This is a genomic window from Paenibacillus sp. SZ31, assembly GCF_012912005.1.
Lineage (GTDB): Bacteria > Bacillota > Bacilli > Paenibacillales > Paenibacillaceae > Paenibacillus.
Map to the genome: position 1 here is coordinate 154,180 of NZ_JABBEA010000010.1, position 22,028 is coordinate 176,207.

The following is a 22,028-nucleotide window of genomic DNA, read 5'->3' on the forward strand; positions in this document are numbered from 1 at the left end:
TATTTTAGTACCGGCGCATTCAGACGGCTTCAAGAATGTATGAAATGGATCCAACCTGTTATATAAATTCACTGAACATATTCTTCAGCCGTTCGAACAGACCGGGTTTTTGCTCCGATTCCTGTGCCGTATTAGGCTTCGGACGGTTGGTCGGTTTCTTGTTGTTATTATTATTGTTATTTCCACCGCCGTTGTTGGTCGAGGGACGAATGCGCAAACTGCGAATCACACTGTGCAATATGCCGACTCCGCTTGTGAAACCAGGGTCACGCACACCAATATAATCCGGAACTGCAACTCGTACCGAAGCAGCAAGCTCATGCTGAGCCACCTGCAGAACCCCCGGCATAGAGACCGTACCCCCCGTTAGTATATAACCTCCAGGAAGCTCGTTGTAACCAAGGCGCTTCACTTCTTGAGAGATCATCTGGAATATTTCCTGAACCCGAGGTTCAATAATAGCCGCCAGATCCTCCTGTGAAAACTCCTTGTCTACATTACTGCCGATTCGGGTTACTTTGAACATCACATCCGCAGCAGCATCATCCAACCAGGCACAGCCATATTTCAGTTTCACTTTCTCCGCTTGATCCGTTAACGTGCGTAAGCCATAGGCGATATCATTCGTTACAAACTCCCCGCCAATAGGCAACGTTGATGTTGCGACAAGACTGTCTTCTTCAAAAATGGCGATGGTTGTTGCACCTGCTCCAATATCAACAAGCACGGAACCCATCGTTTTTTCATCTTTGGACAAAGCCAGTTGACCCGCTCCAAGCGACATGAGAACCAGATCGCTTACTTTCAGACCCGCTTTTTCCACGCAGCGCAAAAGATTATGTATCGCGGTTTTTGCACCCGTAATGATCGTCGCTTCAACTTCCAGACGAACACCAATCATACCACGGGGGTCCTGTATGCCCTCCAAGCCATCTACAACATATTGCTTGGCGACAACATCAATAATTTCCCGTTCCGGCGGAACTGCAATCACTTCGGCTGCCTTCAACACCCGCTCCATGTCTTCTTCTCCGATTTCACGATCCTCGTTAGACACAGCCACGACGCCGTGACTGCTCATCAGTCCGATATGATTTCCCGAGATTCCAACATACACTTCGGATATTTGAATACCTACCATACGTTCTGCATGATCCACTGCGTTGCGAATCGACTGCACCGTCTGATCGATATCTACGATTACACCTTTGCGAATTCCCTCCGAGTCGGCAGATCCAACTCCTATAATATTAAAGGTTCCATTATTCATTTCCCCAATAATAGCGCGAATTTTGGATGTACCGATGTCCAAACTAACAATGATGTCATTGTTGCTCAAGTCTGTGGCACCTCCTGACTCCAATAGTAAAATACGTTCGGATTTAAACACTCTTAAAACATATTCAACACACTTCAGGCTTTCCCTCTTTTTTCTACAATGTTTTTGGGTGTCAAAATCTGGTTGCGAGACATAAAACCTTGAAGAAAAAAGAAGGAGGCAACTCATGTGCCATAAGTTCAAGTGTATCATTTTTTCTTCTTCTCAGAAAGAACAAGTTTCATTGCTCTGACGGGGCCAAACCCCGACCCGCCTAGGCTTTCATATTAAGTTCAGCCTCATAATGGCAAAGATCAGGGGGTTGCTCCCGGTTCAGCCTCATCTTCCGGGTCATCCGGAATGAAAGGTACATAGGTATCTGCTTCAAGCATAGTGATTTTCCCAGGCCGTTCAGTCTCAATCACCTGATTCAGATACTCCACTTTATCCGATAAAAGTGAGACGGTTGTAATCACTTCAAACTGTGATTTGGTATATATCCGAATCTGATCCGGAAATGAAGGCGTAGGATTCGGAATAATCTCCGAAATATCCGTCGTCAATTCGTTTGGAATTTTAGCCAGCGTCTCGCTTAGCTCGGCTTTGAGCGGATCATCCGCCTTCCATTGGGTCAATATGGGCTTCTCTACAGCAACACCGATCGTTGCCGGGACCGTCAAGCTTGTCCCGCTGGCCAGTATCGCTTTTAGCGTACCGTCAGAACCAAGTTCATACGCAACCGTGGCATATTCCTGAACTTTGATATGAATAATACCCGGGAATTGCTTGTCCACGGTAACGGTTGAAATCGCCTTGATGCTCTTGAGACGCTCAATAACCTCAGCAGCAGTTGTCCCAAAAAATTGATCGCCTTCTCTCAGACCGCTTTTTTCCAACAGTTCTGAAGTCGCTGTATATACATTACCCGTAATTTCAATTGCCGAAATCCGACTCATGGAAGAACGAAAGAATAATACAGCGAGCAATACAATAAAAAGTAATAATAGAATAATTACAATTTTGCGGCTTGTGTTTCCTTTTGGCCGATTCTTCTTCAGAACCGGAATTTGACTTTTAGGCATAAGTAGCGCTCCACAAAGCCTCAGGTCCCCTCCCTTCAAGAAGGGGACGCCAAGGACGTTAATTGGCAAAATCCAACTGTTTCGAAACGGGCGACTGTCGCTCAACCGATGCTCCAAGACTCTGGAATAACTTCTCGATCTGATCGTATCCCCGGTCAATATGATGCACTTGCTCCACAACCGTTTTGCCTTGAGCAGCCAGACCTGCAATAACCAGAGCTGCACCTGCACGAAGATCGGTTGCTTCTACTGTTGCCCCGTATAGACGGGGAACACCACGGATAAATGCTGCGTTCAGATCGACTGAAATATCAGCCCCCATCACATTCAGCTCATCCACATGTTTGAACCGGCCCTCGAATACCGTTTCCTTCATCACACTGAATCCGTCTGCCAGACTGAGCAGCACCATGATTTGCGATTGCAGATCTGTCGGAAACGAAGGATACGGAGAAGTCACAATACGGTCTACTGATTTTGGACGGCTCATACAGCTCACCGTCATTATATCATTGCAGACTGTGATTTGAACACCAGTGCGCTTCAACACATGTATAAGTGAAGTAAGATGAGCCGGATTGCAGTGTGTAAGCGTAACATTGCCTCGTGTTGCCGCGGCTGCAATCATAACGGTTCCAGCAACGATTCGATCCGGTATAATCTCATACGAACAAGGCTTCAGTTTCTCAACGCCATTAATCGTGATCGTATCCGTTCCTGCACCAATGATGCTTGCACCCATAGCATTCAGGAAGTTTTGCAGATCCTGTATTTCAGGTTCTCTTGCGGCGTTGCATATGGTTGTCGTGCCTGTCGCCATAACGGCTGCCATCATGATATTCTCGGTCGCTCCCACACTCGGGAAATCCAAATGAATATCTGTACCCACCAGATTCTTACCATGACATATAATCTGTTGGTCCTGCTCTTCAATCAAAGCTCCGAGCGCTTCCAGGCCCCGGAGGTGAAGATCAATTTTGCGTTCTCCAATGGCACAGCCCCCTGGCTGGTACACTGACACTTGCCCAAACTTAGCCAGCAATGGTCCCATCAAAAAAATGGAAGAGCGCATCTGCTTCATTAGATCTTCTGGCACATCATATGACCGGATAGACGAGGTGTTAATCGTCACTGTTCCCTGTTCATGCCGACACGTGCATCCAAGCCGTTCCAGGATATACAGCATCACTTCAATGTCCAGCAAGTGTGGAACGTTATGCAGTGTAACTTCTCCATCTGCCAACAAACTTGCGGCCATAATCGGTAAAGCGGCATTTTTTGCTCCATGGATGCGTATGGATCCTGAGAGGGGTTTCCCGCCTTCAATCACCAATTTGTCCAATGTATCACCTCCGGGGTTTACCGCTCACCCACTACGAAGACTTCCGGTACCAGGTTAATACCGTTTTGAGATGATATAGTGCTCTGAATCTGCTGCATTAGGGTGATAACGTCCTCTGCTGTTGCTTGCCCTGTATTGACAATGAAATTGGCATGCATGGTGGATACCTGTGCGCCTCCCTGAGTCAACCCTTTCAGCCCTGCTGCTTCAATCAGACGGGCTGCATGATCACCCGGAGGGTTCCGGAACACGCTGCCTGCACATGCCATCTGCAGTGGCTGTGTGCGGCGCCGGCGATCTTTGTAAGCCGCCATGGCTTCCGAAATGACTTTGCGCTCTCCCTGCTGAAGTTCGAATGTAGCTTCCAGCACGATGCCTCTCCGGTCATGCAGAACAGAGTGGCGGTAGGCAAAATCCATGTCCTCCTTGCTGTAACGTACCAATTCCCCTGTCTCCAGTACAATCTCAGCGAATTTGAATATCCGTGACACATCCGATCCATGAGCACCTGCGTTCATGTATACGGCCCCACCGACCGTGCCGGGGATACCGCTGCCGAATTCCAGACCGGTCCATTCCTTTTTGGCAGCAACCACACTGAGTTTAACAAAAGAATGCGCCGCTCCGGCGGTTACGCCGCCTTCGTGAAACTCGGCATAATCAAAGCCTTCGCCCGGTTTCACAACAACACCACGTATTCCTTTGTCTGACACCAGCATGTTTGAACCCCGTCCAAGTTGCATCCACGGAATCTGATGCTTGTGAAGCAATTGAACGAGATGTATCATCTGCTCTTTATTCTCCGGAATGACCAGTGCATCCGCAGGACCGCCGATCTTCCATGTGGTGTATTTGGCTAACGATTCGTTTTCAAGAACTCTGCCAACATTATGCTGGGACAGTATCGATATCCACTGGTGCATGTGTGCATCCTCCTTTGCTTCAAAACCGATGAACACGATATGTTCTGTTGCTACAGACCGTGTTCTGGCGCCATGGAACGATGGTCACGATTTATACGGTATCTTATGTCAGTCCCGTCTTGTGTGTGACAATCGCCCACAAACGCACTTTATCGGCGTGCAGCAAGACGCTGAATTTCACGCACAAGTACTTCAGCTGCATCCGGTTTCCCCAGTTTCCGGGAGGCTTCAGCCATTCGTTTGCGTCCGAGTTCATCATTCATAATCCCGGCGATGGCTTCATACAGTACTTTGCCTGTAAGATCCTTCTCCAGCATCGTGAGCGACGCGCCTCCACCTTCAAGCTTGCGTGCATTGGCTTCCTGATGATTGTTGGTCACGTTAGGTGACGGAATCAGGATCGAAGGAATACCCAGTGATGTAATCTCCGCAAGGAATGATGCTCCAGCGCGGTTTACAATCAAGGATGTGCAAGCAAGTACCTCAGGCATATTGTGCACGTAAGGCAGAACATGCAGGTGATTTGGCATCGTACCCAATGAACTGCGAATAGCTTCACGCGTTTCATCAAAATAGGTATCCCCTGTCACGTAAACCACATGTACATCATCCAGCTGTTCCAGCATTGGAGCCATGTCCACCATGGCTTTATTGATTGCTTTTGCTCCACGACTGCCACCGACCACAAGAACAACACGGCTGTTCATCGGGACACCTAACGTGGCAAAACCACGATCACGGCTAGCCTGAGCTACCGTAGTCGCTCGCGGATTACCGGTGTAGATCACCTTTTTCGCACCCGAAAACGATTTTTCAAGACCTTCAAAGCTAACGGCAACCGTGTCCACATAACGCATCAAAAATTTGTTAGTTAGACCCGGAATGGCGTTCTGTTCATGAATTATACTCGGAATCCCCAGTTTTGTTGCTGCATACACCACAGGTCCACACACATATCCACCCGTACCAATCACAACATCCGGTTTGAATTCCTTCAGCATTTTTTTGGACTTGCGTACACCTTGGATGAAACGCATGACCGTTTTCAGGTTATCGATGGACAATTTGCGCCGAAAACCGGTAATATCAATGGATTTAAAAGGAATATTTTCCTGAGGAACCAGTTTGCTTTCCAGCCCTCTGGTTCCGCCAATATATAGAAATGTCGAGTCCGGGTTCTCCGCCTCGCATTGTCTTGCTATGGCAACGGCCGGATAGATATGTCCACCCGTACCGCCACCGCTAAGAACGACTCGCATCGCATAGTCACCTCGCATAACGGGATAAGTTCACTAAAATGCCCAGTGCTGTGAGCATGAGGGTTAACGATGATCCGCCGTAACTGATCAGAGGTAAGGTAATACCCGTAACTGGCATCATTCCAATGACAACACCAATGTTAATAATGACCTGCACGGCGACCATACCTACGATACCAACACCAAGCAGGCTGCCGAAGGCATCCGGGACGGTCATCGCTACACGCATTCCTCTCCACACCAGCACCAGAAACAACAATAATACAATCATTCCACCTATAAAGCCGAGTTCTTCGGCCAAAATACTAAAAATAAAGTCCGTTTGCGGTTCAGGTACATAACTGTACTTCTGCCGGCTCATACCCAGTCCCAATCCCGCCAGACCACCTGGACCAATCGCGTATAACGATTGAATGATCTGATAACCGGCACCCAGCGGATCGGACCATGGGTCCAAAAACGCTGTGATACGCTGCAACCGATAGGGGGCTGCTGCGATCAACGCTGCAAATCCGGCTACGCCGCCAAGAGCAAGCAAGCTTAGATGTTTCATTCGTGCTCCGGCTGTAAAAATAATAAGCATCGATGCGCCCATCATCACAGTGCCTGTCCCCAAATCAGGTTGCAGCATAATAATACCAAAAGCCAAACCGATCAATCCCAGCGGTGGCAGAAGCCCCGTTGTGAAGGTCTTGATTTTGCCTGGCTCCTTGCCCAGCCAGTGAGCAAGAAACAAAATCATGCCCAGCTTCATGAATTCTGAGGGCTGGATACCGAACGAACCTATACCCAGCCAACTACGTGCGCCGCCGCGAACCACTCCGATGCCAGGAATGAGCACCGCAATGAGCATAATAAAACAGGCAATCAATATTGGCTTGGCATATTTCCTCCACACCCGGTAGTCTACATTAGCAGTTACGAACATGGCCACAAGCCCAAGCACCGCAAACAGGGCCTGTCTTTTTACAAAATAAAATGAATCGCCATAATCATGAAAGGCAAGCACCGAGCCCGCGCTATATACCATTATGATGCCGATGGCAAGCAATGCCAAAATACAAGTCAGCAACCAAATATCTGGTGCCGGTCGCGTCTGTTTCATCAGGAGGCCACCCCTTGCATGGAAGTAGGGGCTTTTCCACCCCCCTACTTACAAGTTATGCGCCGCCTCTTTAAAAATGCGTCCCCGCTCTTCATAGGAAGCAAACATATCCCAACTTGCACATGCCGGGGATAACAAAACGACATCACCAGCAGTGGCAAGTTTCGATGCTTCCTGCACAGCAACGGTTAACGTCCGGGCAGCGTCCTCCTCATTATCGACGACCTTAATTTGCTTTAATCCGGCAAGTTCCGCGACCTTGGCAATTTTTGTCCGTGTCTCTCCAATTGCAACGACAGCTTTTACCCGTTCTTGGAACAAAGGTAACAATTCCATCATGTCTGATCCACGATCCAGCCCTCCGGCAATTAACACGACCGGTTCCTTGAATGAATTCAGGGCCATGACCGTAGCCTTCGAATTGGTCGCTTTGGAGTTGTTGTAGTATGCAGATCCATTATGCTCTAGAACATATTCAAGTCGGTGTTCAACTCCCTTGAAGTCTGCAAGCGGAACAGCCAGCACCGCAGGATCAGCTCCTGCCGCTACGGCGATAGCCACAGCAGCCAGTGCATTTTCCACATTGAATCGCCCAGGAAGGCCAATATCCTCAATGTCGATAATGATGTGCAGATTTCCGTTTTCATCCGCGTAGATAACCTGACGCTTCACATCATCCTCTTCTCCATCCACATAAGGAGGATCTGCATACACACCTGTATCCAATTTTTCTGTCACTGAGAAAGGAAGCAATCTGCCTTTGATGTAAGGAACCAGACCACGACATACCGCATCATCCCAATTCAGGATGGCTACGTCATCAGGCTGCTGATTGGCGAACAGTTTAGCTTTGGAAGCCACATAATCATCCATGCCCCCATGATAGTCCAGATGCGTCTCTGCAACGTTAAGCAAGCTGGCGATACGCGGACGGAAATCAGCCGTTCCTTTGAGTTGGAAACTGCTAAGCTCGACGACCATCCAGTGTTCTGGAGAAGCTTGCTCTGCCGCTTCACAGAGTGGTGTTCCGATATTACCGGCAACGATCGGTTTGAGACCGGCATGTTCCAACATTTTTCCCACCCAAGTGGTCGTTGTTGTTTTCCCGTTGGAGCCTGTAATACCAATCATGGGTGCAGCACATAGATGATAAGCGACCTCAACCTCTGTCACCACTTCAATGCCTAATGCCAAAGCTTGCTGCACAGGAGCAGCATGGTATGGGATACCCGGGTTTTTAACGACCAGCTTCACATCACTGTGAATCAGATCATCCGGATGTCCTCCGCATACAACAGAAATTCCCAAAGCCTCCAATTCGGAAGCTTCGGGACACTGTTCTCTCTCTTTTTTATCATTCACTGTAACCTTCGCTCCGGCACGGTCCAGTACTTTGGCGACTTGTACGCCGCTTTTGGCCAATCCGAGCACGACGACTTGTTGTCCGCGATATGATTCAGGATGGTTCATGATCTACAACCCCTTGTTGAGATAAAGTCCAAGAGCGGCCAAAATTGCGCCTACCGCCCAAAAAGTAATAACAACCCGCCATTCTGACCAACCACTTAATTCAAAGTGATGGTGAATAGGGCTCATTTTGAATACACGTTTGCCGCGAGTCTTGAATGATACCACTTGAATAATAACAGACAGAATCTCGATGACAAAAATACCGCCAATAATGACAAATAGAAGCTCTGTTTTGGTTACAATCGCTACCGCACCAATTGCACCGCCAATACCTAGAGAACCTGTGTCTCCCATAAACACTTTGGCCGGATGCGCGTTATATACCAAGAAACCGAGCACAGCTCCGATCATAGCAGCTGCAGCTACAGCTGCCGGCATCGACGTGGCTTGCATCGCCACAATGGCAAACGCCCCAAAGGCAATGGCACTTACCCCGGACAGCAAACCATCCAAACCATCGGTAAAGTTAACCGCATTGGTAATGGCAAGCATCATGAATACGACAAACGGATAATAGAACCATCCGGTCCAGTCGAACGAGAATGACGTACCCGGAATAGAGATGGCTGTGCTGTGCCCATTCTGGATCAGCAAGAAACACATCACTGCACTGAAGAACAATTGTCCCAGCATTTTTTGTCTGGCAGTGAGTCCCAGTGAGCGTTTGAACACAATTTTGATGTAATCATCCAGGAAACCAATCAACCCGAATCCCAGCGTAGCCACGAGCAAGACATAAAAGTCTGTATTCTTGACTGCTGAAAATTTCAAAAAGGCCAATGTGAACGCAACTAAAATGACGACGCCACCCATTGTAGGTGTTCCGCTCTTTTTCAAATGGCTCTGAGGCCCATCTTCCCTAACCTGCTGTCCGAATTTCATGCGTCGTAACAGCGGAATCAGGAGCGGTGCAGCAATCACCGCCAGAATAAATGAAACGCCGATTGTTAACAGTAATACCTGAAAATCCATGGGTTCACCCCTCTAGTCTACTCGATTCTGTAATGGTGCTATTTGTAGTGCTTCGACCACGTCCTCCAGCTTCATGCCCCTTGAGGCTTTGAACAAGACAACGTCTCTGGGATGTAGTTTTTCCAGAAGATAACGGGTCATTTCTTCTTTATCTATAAAAGCATGCACAGCCTCAGCCGGCATTTGCTTTCTTGCTCCTTCAGCAATATTAGCTGATAGCGGACCATATACCAGCACCATGTCCATTTTGGCAGATGTGATATACTCTCCGATTCCGTAATGCAGATCCTGCTCCTGAGGACCGAGTTCAAGCATATCACCAAGCACAGCCACTTTCATGCGATACCCTTTCAGACCCTCTAATACATCAATGGCGGCCTTCATGGAAGTTGGACTTGCATTGTATGCATCATTCAGCAGGGTCAGACCACTAACGCCTTGCGTAACCTCAATGCGCATGCCTGTCAGTTTCAAGCGGGACAATCCCGCAGCAATCTGTTCCGTAGTCACTCCAAAATGACGGGCTACAGCGAGGGCAGCCAGACAGTTAACGACATTATGCGTTCCCAGCAGGGGGAGCGTAATTGCATGGTCTCCAGACTGTTTCGTGGTGAAAACGACCCCGTTCTGTGCATTCATGAGTCCGGTAGGATAGTCATCATTATCGGTTTGCAGACCAAATGTATACCGCTGCAATCCCTCCGGTTGTTTCGTTGCGGGTTCTTCAAGGACTTGTGCAATTAAAGGCTCGTCTCCGTTGTAGATCAGTAACCCGTCCGGTTTCATTCCCGCTGCAATCTCGGCTTTGGCTCTGGCAATCTCCAATCTCGACCCCAGTTGCAGCAGATGAGATTCACCAATATTGGTAATGATCGCTACATCAGGCTGCGCAATAACCGATAAATCGTTAATTTCCCCGCGACCACTCATACCCATCTCCAAAATGATAATCTCTGTATCCGGGTCCATGCTTAGTACAGTCAATGGTAAACCAATATGGTTGTTGAAGTTTCCTTGTGTCTTGTGCACTTTGAACGTCGCCGAGAGAATCGCATCCACGATGTCCTTCGTTGTCGTCTTGCCGTTACTGCCTGTAATGCCAACAACAGCAGCTTTATTCTCCGTTAGATAGGCAGATGCGAGTGCTTGCAGTGCGACAAGTGTGTCGTCAACAACAATGACAGCTCCTTGTGGCGGAATACCATGATCCTTTTGCCAGATCGCTCCTGCGGCACCCTTCTCTAGACAGGCTTGCACAAATTCGTGTCCGTCAAACCTTTCACCCACTAGCGGGATAAACAAGCTGCCTCCCAGGGGTTTACGCGAATCGGTAAACACCCCTTCGACCATTACATTGCCATGAGCAGCAACGTCACTTAATGTTCCTCCACACATCTCGGCCAATTGTGCCAATGTTCTTTTTATCAATTGGATTTGCCCCTTATCGCTTCTTTGGCTATGATTCGGTCATCAAAATCGGTTTTGGTTGTGCCGATAATCTGATAGGTCTCGTGACCCTTGCCCGCAATCAATACTACATCGGCTGGGCTTGCCATTTCAATAGCTTCATGAATCGCTTGGCGCCGATCCACAATCATCGTATAACGTTCAGCAGGAACGGATTCTTCAATCAGGCCCTGTTCAATGTCTTTGAGAATCAGATCCGGATCTTCTGTCCGTGGATTATCAGATGTGACGAGTACAAAATCACTATACTTCGCAGCAATCTTACCCATGAGAGGTCGTTTGGTACGGTCTCTGTCACCACCACACCCAAACACACAGATTACACGTCCTTCAGCAAATTCCTTCACCGTCCGCAGTACATTCTCCAGTCCATCCGGTGTATGGGCATAATCGACAATAACAGCAAATGGCTGTCCTTCGTCCACTCCTTCAACACGTCCATCCACACCCGGAACCGTCTCCAGACTGCGCTTGATCTCCTCCAGTGGAACGCCTTCCACCAGCGCTGCAGATATTGCTGCCATCGCATTGTACACATTGAATTTACCTACCATGCGCAAGCGGATATCCGTGCTGCCTGCAAATGTATCCACGTGGAAAGAAGTCCCCTGAGAGGTAATTGAGATTTGGGATGCGCGCACATCTGCCTCTTCACCCATGCCATATGTAATCACTTCAGCCGCAGTCACAGAGATGAAATAAGCCGCAGCTGGATCATCTGCATTGATGACAGCGAATTTACGCTGTGAAGCATCTTCGGTATATCCGTTACCCAGTCGTGCAAAGAACAACCCTTTGGCCCCGCGATATTCCTCCATGGAATGGTGGTAGTCCAAATGATCCTGCGTCAGGTTAGTGAATACCGCAGTACGGAAATTCGTCCCCTTTACTCGCCCTTGTTCCAGTGCGTGAGAAGAAACTTCCATAACACAGCAGTCCGTCCCCTTCTGAACCATATCATGCAGACTACGCTGCAGATCAAGCGCCTCTGGTGTCGTTCCTGACATCGGGTAGGTGCGACCGTCATACCGCATTTGAATGGTACCAATTAATCCCGTCTTGCGTCCAAAATCGCTCATGATTTTTTCAATCAAATAGGTGGTCGTTGTTTTGCCGTTCGTTCCCGTTACACCAATCATATTCATCTTCTGGCTTGGCGAGTCAAAAAAGAAATCTGCCAGAACAGCCATCGCAAACCGACTGTCCTTCACCAGCAATTGTGGTACAGGCAGATCCAGCTGACGTTCAACCACCAATGCAACTGCACCGGCATTGACGGCTTTTTCTGCATAATCATGACCATCTACCGTATGTCCCGGAAGACAGATAAACAGATCACCCGGTTTTACCTGCCGGGAATCTGTCTGAAGGTTTTGGCATTCTGTATTCGATTCGCCCACGAGACGGGCGGTGGTCAGCATCGATGCAAATTGTTTTAAAAGCACATGAATAACCTCACTTTTCCAATTATACTTCTGTTTTAGCATATGTCTGTATTTATTAATATCGTCAATACAATCAAATAATGAAACGCGTTAGGATGAATTTTGTTGCGCTTGAAGCCACAAACTGCTCCAAAGCCGCATTATTCATCCTTTGTGTGGTCATGCGCATCGTTCAGAACATCCCCCATGTAAATGCGGATGGTTGAACCCTGATCTACCCTTGCCCCAGGCTTAGGTGCCTGATTAATCACATATTTGCCACTGCCGGACTTTGCCAGCATAAAATTCATGTTCAGGTCTTCATACAGATCTTCGACTGTAGCTCCTGTCAGATCTGGAACCGTCACGATTTTGGTCTCACCATATTTGTATTCTTTGGCGACCTGATCCTTCCGAACAGGAACATTCATGTAATGCAGCGCATCCTCAAGGATGTTCTGTACAATCGGGGCGGCAACTACACCCCCGAACTGTATTCCTTTGGGATTATCCACTGCGGTATAGACTACAATCTGAGGGTCATCTGCCGGTGCAAATCCGATAAAGGATACGATATGCTCGGTTGAGGAATAACGTCCGTTGATGACCTTCTGGGCTGTACCTGTTTTGCCACCGACCCGGTATCCATCAATGAATGCCGGACGCCCAGTACCTTTCGCGACAACACTCTCGAGTGCTTCACGTACTTGCTTGGATGTATTCTCCGAGATCACCTGACGAACCAGCTCCGGCTTGGCTTCTTCCATCACTTCTCCCGTAACCGGATGGACCCACGCTTTCGTAACATATGGCTTGTAAAGTTTACCCCCATTGATGGCCGCTGACACAGCCGCTACTTGTTGAATAGGGGTAACGGATACACCTTGACCAAAAGCAGTTGTTGCAAGTTCGACAGGTCCTACTCTGGACAGTTTGAACAAAATCCCACTGGCTTCTCCACTGAGGTCAATTCCCGTTTTGGTACCGAAGCCAAAGTCTTTAATATAGGAGAAGAGCGATTCTTTTCCCAGTCTCTGCCCCAGAGCTACAAATCCCGGGTTGCATGAGTTCTCTACAACTTGCAGGAAAGTCTGACTTCCGTGGCCGCCCTTTTTCCAGCAACGCAGACGCGCTCCACCCACCTCAACATATCCGGGATCAAAAAATTGATCCTGTTGCAGATTGACCTTTTTCTCTTCAAGCGCTGCTGCCAAGGTAATGATCTTGAATGTGGAACCCGGTTCGTAGGTCATCCAGATCGGTAAATTCCGATTGTATATCTCCGCGGGATATTGCTGATAATCGGCCGGTTCGTATCCCGGCCTGCTCGACATACCCAAAATTTCACCCGTTTTGGGATTCATCGCTATAGCCAGTGCTGAGTTCGCTTGGAACTTCACCATGGCCTGGTCCAGTTCTCTCTCCATGATGGACTGAATGGATTTATCAATGGTCAGCTTGAGGTTAAGGCCGTCCTTCGGTTCCACATACTTCTCGGATGAGCCCGGCATTAGCCTTCCGGCCGCATCGGACAAGTAGGACACACTGCCATTCAAACCATTCAGCTTATCATCATATTTCTTCTCAACACCCGTTAAGCCTTGATTATCAATCCCCGTAAATCCGAGAATATGGGCTGCCAGATCATCATAGGGATAAAAACGTTTATTGTCCTCAGCAACAACGATACCCGGAAGCTTCAAATCACGGATGCGCTGAGCTTTATCCATCGTAATTTTGCGGCCGCCGGGTTGTAATCGTACAATGAGTTCTCGTTTCTTGATGGTTGCCAGCACTTTCTCTTCCGTCATCCCCAGCAATGGAGCCAGCGCTCTGGCTGTTGTCTCAGCTTCCTTGACTTGTGCCGGGATAGCCATAATGGTCGGTGTTGTCACATTATAGGCCAGAGAGGTCCCATTTCGATCGAGGATCTCTCCTCGCTTGGCAGAGTAAGGAATATTACGACGCCAAGATTCTTCTGCTTTTGCTGACAATTCAGGGCCTTGCCCGAGCTGTACATAAGCAAGCCTGATCACCAAGGCCGAAAATAACAAAACTAAAAATACTAAACTCCATAGCAACCTGCGACGCAGATTTACGCTTGATCCCTTCACGAAAAGATCCCCCCACTCGTCCCAAAATCATGATCTCGTTCCATTCATGAATATTCAGGACAACCGGGGGTTAGAACAAGCTGTCAGAGCTCCCTATGGTAGTGAAGCCCCATTTGTTGCTGGTTCATCAGAGGATTCGGATTCACTGGCAGGAGCCTTATTGTTATCTGTTTCGTCTTTTCCGTCGGTTTTACCTTCTGCTCCCGAAGCGTCTTGTTCCTTCTCTTCGGTTTCTGAGGACGGATCAGAAGAGACTGGAGCCTCATCTGCTATGCCGGTAACTGCGGCTTTGGCAGTCTGCAAATTCAACTGTACGGTTCTCTGCTCGCCTGCTACTTGCTCAGTTTGCTTCACGACATACCCTTCACCCTTGACCGTTACTCCCACTTTCATGAGAGAAAGCACTTCAAGAGCATCCCGGAGAGATTCACCTGTTAGATCAGGAACCTTCATCTTGCTGCTTTCTTCCGTAAGCAGATAGATTCGTTGACCTGGATTCATGGATGCTCCGGCAACAGGGTACTGCCTAATCACATTATCACCTTGACCAAGAGTTACATAAGCAATACCTGCGCTTAGAAGTTGGCTTCTGGCCTGTTTGGCTGTCTTGCCACTCAGGTCAGGTGCCTTGGCTTGCACGACAGGCACTTCTTTTGACTTTTTGTCAGCGGTTTTAGCTGTATCCTTGGGAACTCCCATATATTGAAGAGTTTGGCTCACGATTTTTTTGAATACCGGGGCAGCCGCAGTTCCTCCCCCAATGTTGGTTCCGTCCGGTTGGTCAATGACAACAAGTATAGCAATCTTCGGATTATTCACGGGTGCAAATCCAATAAACGATACAACGTCTTTCGACTTACTGTACTGCCCGTTAACGACCTTCCTTGCTGTACCCGTCTTACCAGCTACACGGTAACCTTCAATATAGGCGTTACGACCCGTACCAATCGTTTGGTCTGCAACCACTTGTTCCAGATAACCACTCACCAGTTTGGAAGATTCTTTGGAGATCACCTGACGAACAACTTTGGGTTTGATCACTTCCGCGGTCCCATCATTCGGATTCTTGATCTCCTTCACCAGGTGCGGCTCAAGTAACTTACCACCGTTAGCAATCGCAGAGATTGCTGCGACCTGTTGAATTGGTGTTACCTGTACAAGACCGTGACCGTAAGCTGCGGTAGCAATCTCGGATTTGTAGACCAGTGGCTTGATCGGTGAAGCAGCTTCACTCGGCAGATCAATACCTGTCTTTTTGCCAAAACCGAATTCGTCTATGTAATGACGCAGACGTTCACCACCAAGCATGTTGTAACCCAAGTTAACAAAGGCAATGTTACTTGACCGTTTGACACCTTCGAGATAAGAGATCCAACCATAGGAATGACCATTATCACTAATCGGGAAACCGCCAATATACATGCGCTTGGACTCAAAACTTGCATTGGGATCGAAGAGTTTTTCTTCCACAGCCCCTGCCAGTGTAACGATTTTGAATGTAGAACCCGGCTCATAGATGGATTGCGTCGCATGATTAATAAAGTTCTTTTGATCAGGTGTGCTCCCATACGTATTAGGGTTAAAGGTCGGCCAGTTCGCCATCCCCAGAATCTCCATCGTGTTCGGGTCCGCAGCAATAACCGTCATGCTCAGTGGGTTATACTTGGCGACCGCTTCTTTCATAGCATCCTCAATGTAGAACTGGATCGTATCATCGATGGTCAGTGTGAGGTTTTTCCCGTTCTGAGGTGGCAGATAGTTATCCTGTGAATCCGGAAGTTTAATGCCTTTGGCATCCTTCTGATAATTCAGATACCCGTCTGTACCTGTCAGTGCTTCATCATATGAGACTTCGAGTCCATTGACAGCTTTCCCGTCACGGCTCATATATCCCAAGAGATGAGAAGCAAGTGTTTCTTCAGGGTAAAAACGCTTCGACTCTTGAGCCATTACGATTGCATTACGCGCCTTATATTCATCTTGCAGTTCTTCACGCAGCTCATTGACTTTTGCAGCAAGCTCAGGACTGATTTTATATCCTTCACTGCGCACTTCACGTTGCTGATAGAAAATTCCATCTTTATTTTTGGCTGTGACCAGAGCACGCATCTCACTCTCATTTTTCCCTAGAAGGGTAGAGAGTTTCTCCGTGACGACATCCTGTATGCCGAGTTCATCGATCAAGAGGGGATTGACCGAAACCGTGTATGCAGGCGCATCGGTAGCCAACACGTTACCATTGCGATCCGTAATCGTACCACGCGCAGCCTTAATCGTCTGTTCCCGCTCTACCAGACCAGCCGCCCGTTCCTGCCATACACCGCCATTCACAACTTGAATGAAAAAGATTCGGGTTACGAGTACAAGAAAAAAGAGGGTAATACATCCCCCTATTAGCAACGTGCGCATCTTTATTCTTTTTATCATCGGAACACCTCTTTACTTACTGCTTGCTGTATTCGAGGACGATTCAGTACCTGTTGATTTCGTACTTGTTGAGCGAGGTACAAAAATGACATCCTTACCTGAAGCTTCAACGTACCCAAGTTGTTTTGCATTTTCGATGACCTGGTTGTTCAATGTTTCTTTTTCCACTTGCAGGTCTGCAATCGTCTTCTCATACCCCTTGATATCCGAAATAGTGGACTGTGCCTGCTTGTTCAGATCATAGATATGAGCATAACGAGACATCAAGGCTCCTCCAACAAGGATCACTGCAACCAGGGTAATCAGATACAAAATTTTCTCGCGTGCCGGAAGACCCGTACGACGGGTCACCACTTTGGTGGTTTCTTTGTATCGTTGCTGGGTCACACGTTCCTGGGACGCTTTCTCTTTTACGGCGAGATTACCACGTGTATATGCCATACTCCGATTCTCTCCTCCACTCTTGATCTACAATTTCTCGGCTACGCGCAGCTTGGCTGAACGAGCACGTGAATTTTCGGCCAATTCCGTTTCCGTTGGAATCAGCGGTTTTCTGTTAATTAAACGCAGGGACCCCTTGCCCCCACATACACACAATGGAAAATCGGGTGGACATGTACATTTCTCCAGATAACTGCTTAAAATCTGTTTACATATCCGATCCTCAAGGGAGTGGAAGGTAATAACAGATACACGTCCTCCTGGTGCCAGACAACGAACAGCCTGATGTAGGCCTTCTTCAAACGCCCCCAACTCATCGTTGACGGCAATCCGTAATGCCTGGAAGCTGCGTTTGGCAGGATGTCCACCGGTACGGCGAGCTGCGGCCGGTATGCCTTCCTTGATCAGTTCCACTAGTTCACCAGTCGTCTCAATGGTAGCCTGAGCTCGTTTTCCGACGATAACACGAGCAATTCTTCTCGAAAACTTCTCTTCGCCATAGCGATACAAAATTCGAGCAATCTCTTCTTCTGGCCATTCATTCACAATCTCTTTGGCCGTCAGCATTGCATCCTGGTCCATTCGCATATCGAGCGGAGCATCGTGATTGTAGCTGAATCCACGTTCTCCTTCATCAAATTGCGGAGATGACACACCCAAGTCGTACAAGATACCATCGACCTGTGGTACGCCATCCTTCATCGGTACATCCAGATCCTTGAGTACCTGTTCCAGATCTCTAAAATTGGTTTTCACCAATGTTACACGTTCTCCATAGGCAGCGAGCTTCTCGCGAGCATTATCCAAAGCCCAATCATCCTGATCAAGTGCGATCAGACGTCCCCCTGGACCGAGCTTGGATGCAATCACGGAGCTATGTCCGCCACCGCCTAAAGTGCAGTCCACGTATATACCGTCCTGCTTGATGTTTAATCCCTCTGTTGCCTCTTCTTTGAGTACGGTTATGTGGTGAAACAACCTGCACCCCTCCTGACTTTATAAATCAAAATTAAAATCGACCAGCTTTTCGGCAATGTCGTTGAATGCTTCTTCGGATTGATTGAAATAACTCTCCCATATGCCTTTGCTCCAAATCTCCACCCGGTTCGACACGCCAAGAACAACACAATCCTTGTCCAGCTTGGCATACTCTCTTAAATTGCCCGGCAGATTTACCCTGCCCTGTTTGTCCAGTTCACATTCGGTTGCACCCGAGAAAAAAAACCGGGTAAACGCACGTGCATCAGATTTCATCAATGGCAGTGCTTTGAGCTTCTGTTCCATGACCCCCCACTCCTCCATGGGGTACACGAAAAGACACTGGTCCAAACCCCGTGTGACAACGAAAGAAGGTCCCAGAGATTCGCGGAATTTAGCCGGAATGATAACCCGACCCTTATCATCAATGCTATGTTGGAACTCCCCCATAAACATTGGCCCACTCACTCCTCACCCGTTTCTCCCACTTTGCCCCACTTTCCACCACCTAAGCATAATAGATTCGCACAAAAAAATCAAAACCCTTCTTGCATTCTTTGATTTTTTAATTTTTCAGCATAAAAAAACGTCTTTGATCCTGTCACTCAGGATCAAAGACGTTTCCCGTATACGGGCAATCGTATGTCTACCCGCACATGAGCCATATCAATCATCAATAAACCATTCTATACCCTTTGAATCATTTCATCAGCTTGTAATTATTGGATAGTGCTTAAAATTTCCAGCTATCCAGGTATCTTTCCTGTTCTGCTGACAAGGAATCAATGCCAATATTCAGGCTCTCAAGTTTATAGCTGGCAACCTGTTGGTCGATATCATAAGGTACATTAACAACGTTTTTACCTAGTTCAGCATAATTTTCACTCACATAACGCAGACCAAGCGCCTGTAGAGCAAACGTCGTATCCATGATTTCGGCAGGGTGACCATCTGCTGCACCCAGGTTCACCAGACGACCCTCTGCAAGAAGGTACATTTTACGACCATCTTTGAAACGATATTCCTCAATATTGCGGCGAACTGTGCGAATTGATTCCGAACGTTTAGCCAGTTCAGGTTTATTCACTTCAACATCAAAGTGACCTGCATTGCTCAGGATTGCTCCGTCCTTCATCACATCATAATGTTCACCCGTGATAACATCCTTATTACCTGTAACTGCGATAAAGAAATCGCCCAACTTGGCGGCTTCCACCATCGTCATGACCCGGAATCCGTCCATGTGTGCTTCTACCGCTTTGATTGGATCAATCTCGGTTACGATCACATTCGCTCCAAGACCTTTGGCGCGCATCGCTACCCCTTTACCACACCAACCATATCCGGCTACTACTACATTTTTCCCTGCTATAACCAGATTGGTTGTACGAATAATACCGTCAAATGCGGATTGACCTGTGCCATAACGATTATCAAACAGATATTTGCAGTATGCGTCATTAACTGCCACCATCGGGAATTTCAATTGGCCTTCTTTCGCCAATGCTTTCAAACGAATAATGCCCGTTGTCGTTTCTTCTGCTCCTCCGCGAATCGTCGCTGCGAGGTCAGGACGCTCGGATGCAATAATGGTTGCGAAGTCTCCGCCATCATCAATAATGAGATCAGGTTTCACCTCAAGTGCACGAAGCTGCAGTGATTTGAATTCCGCAGGTTCCGGGTTGTACTTCGCATATACGGTAACGCCATCCTCTACCAATGCTGCGCATACATCATCTTGTGTAGACAATGGGTTACTGTGCGTAATCGTTACTTCTGCCCCGCCGGCTTGGATCACTTTTGCCAAGTAAGCTGTTTTTGCCTCCAGATGAAGACAAATAGCAACCTTCAAACCTTTAAAAGGAAGATCCTGTTCAAACTGGCGACGAATACGGTTCAATACCGGCATGTGCGCCTCTACCCAATCAATTTTCAAATGCCCCTCTGAAGCGAGTCCCATATCTTTAACAATACTGTTTTGCAATGCAGGTGTAGTCATTTCACGTCCTCCTCGTTTATGTGTTTCTTCTATTATAAAGGGTCTCTACAGTGCAATAACCTTGTGCTCTCCACGGAATTCGCTTGAAGCCTTAATCAGTTCATCGATCCACTCGGTGCCATAACGATTCAGGTAAAAGAGTGCATTATGTACTCGTTCCTGCGGTTTGCCCGTCGGGAATAGAGAGTTTTGAATGCCGTTCCAATGCCTTAGACTTACATTATGTTTATCCTCAATGGCTTTTTGAGTCTGCTGTTTGAGATACTGCATTTGCTCGTTGATTTTATTCAAGTTGGTATCTCCAATTCGTTCCAACCCCGGATGGATTTCCGTAATTTCATCTAACAATGGGCCATACAGATCCAGAAATGCTTCCTGAACCTTATCAAATTGTTCATCTACTTGGAACGTCTCCTGTTGTGCGAGCCACTGTTCCTTCTTATCTTCCATATCATATTGAACATCCTGAAAAGAAAGTCCATATTGCTTCATATGTTTATCATGAATATCTTCCATAACGGTGAAAGACAAGCGTGGCAACAAAATAGGCATTTGCAGTCCGAACTGACGGAACGCTTCGCGAGTCAAACCCCAATATGCAATTTCACCTTGACCCAAAATAACAGCGGCTACTGGTAGAACGGAATCCTGCATTAATGGCCGCGTCAATACGTTGTTACTGAAGCGCTCGGGATGCTCTTCCAGTTCCTGAAGCAGACGCTCCTCTGTGAAAGAAACCAGCCCTTTACGATCGCCATACAAGCCATCCTTAAGCAGCAAAAGCAAACGTGTGCCTTCATGGATATAAAACAGATTGGCTCCATCCTCAGCCACTTCGGCAGGCATAGCATAACCAGCTTGTTGTACTAACGAAGATCCTTGTGTGTAAGCGTTACGTAACACTTCATTTTGTCGGATGAGTCGTTCAAATATGGGCTGTTCCAGCCTGCGTAAGTCCGGATCTGATGCATCCATTAGTACAAGTCCACTGCTGGCAAACAAAGCGGATATCATGCGGGCAAAGGCATCACTCAGATTCGAACTGGATTGATGGATCTCAGTAATGCATTTCATCAATCCTGGTTTATGTATCGTATCAGGCAACAGATGTTCAACCTGCTCGAGTACACTCATCCACTGCTGCGTATCCACATGAACATTACTCACAGAATCCCTTCCTGTGAATCGTCCTTGCAACTTGACTTTCTTCATGTCTCCCTGGTGATCAGGCAGATACGTATGGTTAACTTCATCCCAGTCATGGTCTTCACCCGCGATCCAGAATACGGGAACGACCGGGCGTTGAAGTCTTTCTTCAGCTTCACGCGCAGCTGCCACTACGCTGGCGGCTTTGTATATGACAAACAGTGGTCCGGTTAGCAAACCACTTTGCTGTCCTCCTGTAACCACCAATGCACCTTGTTCTGCAAGACGTGTGATGGACGCATGAACCTCTCCATGGTCGTTCACCCGTTTATTATATATACGTAAATACTCTGCCAGATCAAGACGATCAATACGTGTGTTTTCCGATTGGTCCAGCCACTCGGCACGTGCCTGAAGTCCTGATTCCCAGCGAATGTCATACTCGTAAAGGACACGCGCAGCATCTCTTGAACAGATATAATCTTCTGCAAGTCTTGATCCGCTGCGGAGTGCCTCGGTAATACCGTTCATGAGGTCTGCCTCCTATTCTGCTTCAAAGAG

The 22,028-nt window shown here is 47.7% G+C and carries 17 protein-coding genes; all 17 read right to left on the bottom strand.

Going from position 1 to position 22,028, the window contains the following annotated elements; genetic code table 11:
* Positions 1-58: 58 nt before the first annotated feature.
* The gene (ftsA, locus tag HF638_RS19230) at positions 59-1,339 is read right to left on the bottom strand and encodes a cell division protein FtsA (RefSeq protein ID WP_169481612.1); all 1,281 of its coding nucleotides are present in this window, start codon (positions 1,337-1,339) and stop codon (positions 59-61) included.
* Positions 1,340-1,632: 293 nt separating this feature from the next.
* Positions 1,633-2,400, bottom strand: a complete 768-nt coding sequence (locus HF638_RS19235; RefSeq protein ID WP_169481613.1) for a cell division protein FtsQ/DivIB — start codon at positions 2,398-2,400, stop codon at positions 1,633-1,635.
* Positions 2,401-2,458: 58 nt separating this feature from the next.
* Positions 2,459-3,742 carry a UDP-N-acetylglucosamine 1-carboxyvinyltransferase gene (murA, locus tag HF638_RS19240; protein WP_169481614.1) on the bottom strand — a complete coding sequence of 428 codons (1,284 nt, stop codon included), beginning with the start codon at positions 3,740-3,742 and terminating at the stop codon, positions 2,459-2,461.
* A gap of 17 nt (positions 3,743-3,759) precedes the next feature.
* Positions 3,760-4,665, bottom strand: coding sequence for a UDP-N-acetylmuramate dehydrogenase (murB, locus tag HF638_RS19245; protein ID WP_169481615.1), 906 nt, complete (start codon positions 4,663-4,665; stop codon positions 3,760-3,762).
* A 149-nt stretch (positions 4,666-4,814) separates the two neighbouring features.
* Positions 4,815-5,924 (bottom strand): undecaprenyldiphospho-muramoylpentapeptide beta-N-acetylglucosaminyltransferase, encoded by a 1,110-nt coding sequence (murG, locus tag HF638_RS19250; RefSeq protein ID WP_169481616.1) that lies wholly within the window; start codon positions 5,922-5,924, stop codon positions 4,815-4,817.
* A 7-nt stretch (positions 5,925-5,931) separates the two neighbouring features.
* Positions 5,932-7,029 carry a stage V sporulation protein E gene (gene spoVE / locus HF638_RS19255; RefSeq protein WP_169481617.1) on the bottom strand — a complete coding sequence of 366 codons (1,098 nt, stop codon included), beginning with the start codon at positions 7,027-7,029 and terminating at the stop codon, positions 5,932-5,934.
* Positions 7,030-7,077: 48 nt separating this feature from the next.
* Positions 7,078-8,499 carry a UDP-N-acetylmuramoyl-L-alanine--D-glutamate ligase gene (murD, locus tag HF638_RS19260; RefSeq protein WP_169481618.1) on the bottom strand — a complete coding sequence of 474 codons (1,422 nt, stop codon included), beginning with the start codon at positions 8,497-8,499 and terminating at the stop codon, positions 7,078-7,080.
* Between the two features lie 3 nt (positions 8,500-8,502).
* Complete coding sequence (gene mraY, locus HF638_RS19265; protein ID WP_169481619.1) at positions 8,503-9,471, bottom strand: phospho-N-acetylmuramoyl-pentapeptide-transferase; 969 nt, start codon at positions 9,469-9,471, stop codon at positions 8,503-8,505.
* A 12-nt stretch (positions 9,472-9,483) separates the two neighbouring features.
* On the bottom strand, positions 9,484-10,896 hold the full coding sequence (locus HF638_RS19270; RefSeq protein WP_169481668.1) for a UDP-N-acetylmuramoyl-tripeptide--D-alanyl-D-alanine ligase: 1,413 nt from the start codon (positions 10,894-10,896) through the stop codon (positions 9,484-9,486).
* Complete coding sequence (locus tag HF638_RS19275; protein WP_169481620.1) at positions 10,896-12,383, bottom strand: UDP-N-acetylmuramoyl-L-alanyl-D-glutamate--2,6-diaminopimelate ligase; 1,488 nt, start codon at positions 12,381-12,383, stop codon at positions 10,896-10,898. The genes HF638_RS19270 and HF638_RS19275 overlap by 1 nt, the downstream gene beginning before the upstream one ends.
* A 140-nt stretch (positions 12,384-12,523) precedes the next feature.
* Positions 12,524-14,476: a stage V sporulation protein D gene (locus tag HF638_RS19280; RefSeq protein WP_169481621.1), complete on the bottom strand. Its 1,953-nt coding sequence runs from the start codon at positions 14,474-14,476 to the stop codon at positions 12,524-12,526.
* A 93-nt stretch (positions 14,477-14,569) separates the two neighbouring features.
* Positions 14,570-16,903: a penicillin-binding transpeptidase domain-containing protein gene (locus tag HF638_RS19285; RefSeq protein WP_169481622.1), complete on the bottom strand. Its 2,334-nt coding sequence runs from the start codon at positions 16,901-16,903 to the stop codon at positions 14,570-14,572.
* Between the two features lie 12 nt (positions 16,904-16,915).
* A complete protein-coding gene (locus HF638_RS19290; RefSeq protein ID WP_169481623.1) occupies positions 16,916-17,344 on the bottom strand; it encodes a hypothetical protein in 429 nt (142 codons plus the stop codon).
* A 27-nt stretch (positions 17,345-17,371) separates the two neighbouring features.
* Positions 17,372-18,322, bottom strand: a complete 951-nt coding sequence (gene rsmH / locus HF638_RS19295) for a 16S rRNA (cytosine(1402)-N(4))-methyltransferase RsmH (protein ID WP_169481624.1) — start codon at positions 18,320-18,322, stop codon at positions 17,372-17,374.
* A gap of 18 nt (positions 18,323-18,340) precedes the next feature.
* Entirely contained in the window at positions 18,341-18,778 is a 438-nt protein-coding gene (gene mraZ, locus HF638_RS19300; protein WP_017687291.1) for a division/cell wall cluster transcriptional repressor MraZ, read from the bottom strand.
* A 277-nt stretch (positions 18,779-19,055) separates the two neighbouring features.
* The gene (locus tag HF638_RS19305; protein WP_169481625.1) at positions 19,056-20,321 is read right to left on the bottom strand and encodes an adenosylhomocysteinase; all 1,266 of its coding nucleotides are present in this window, start codon (positions 20,319-20,321) and stop codon (positions 19,056-19,058) included.
* Between the two features lie 45 nt (positions 20,322-20,366).
* Positions 20,367-21,998: a bacillithiol biosynthesis cysteine-adding enzyme BshC gene (bshC, locus tag HF638_RS19310; RefSeq protein ID WP_169481626.1), complete on the bottom strand. Its 1,632-nt coding sequence runs from the start codon at positions 21,996-21,998 to the stop codon at positions 20,367-20,369.
* Positions 21,999-22,028 lie beyond the last annotated feature (30 nt).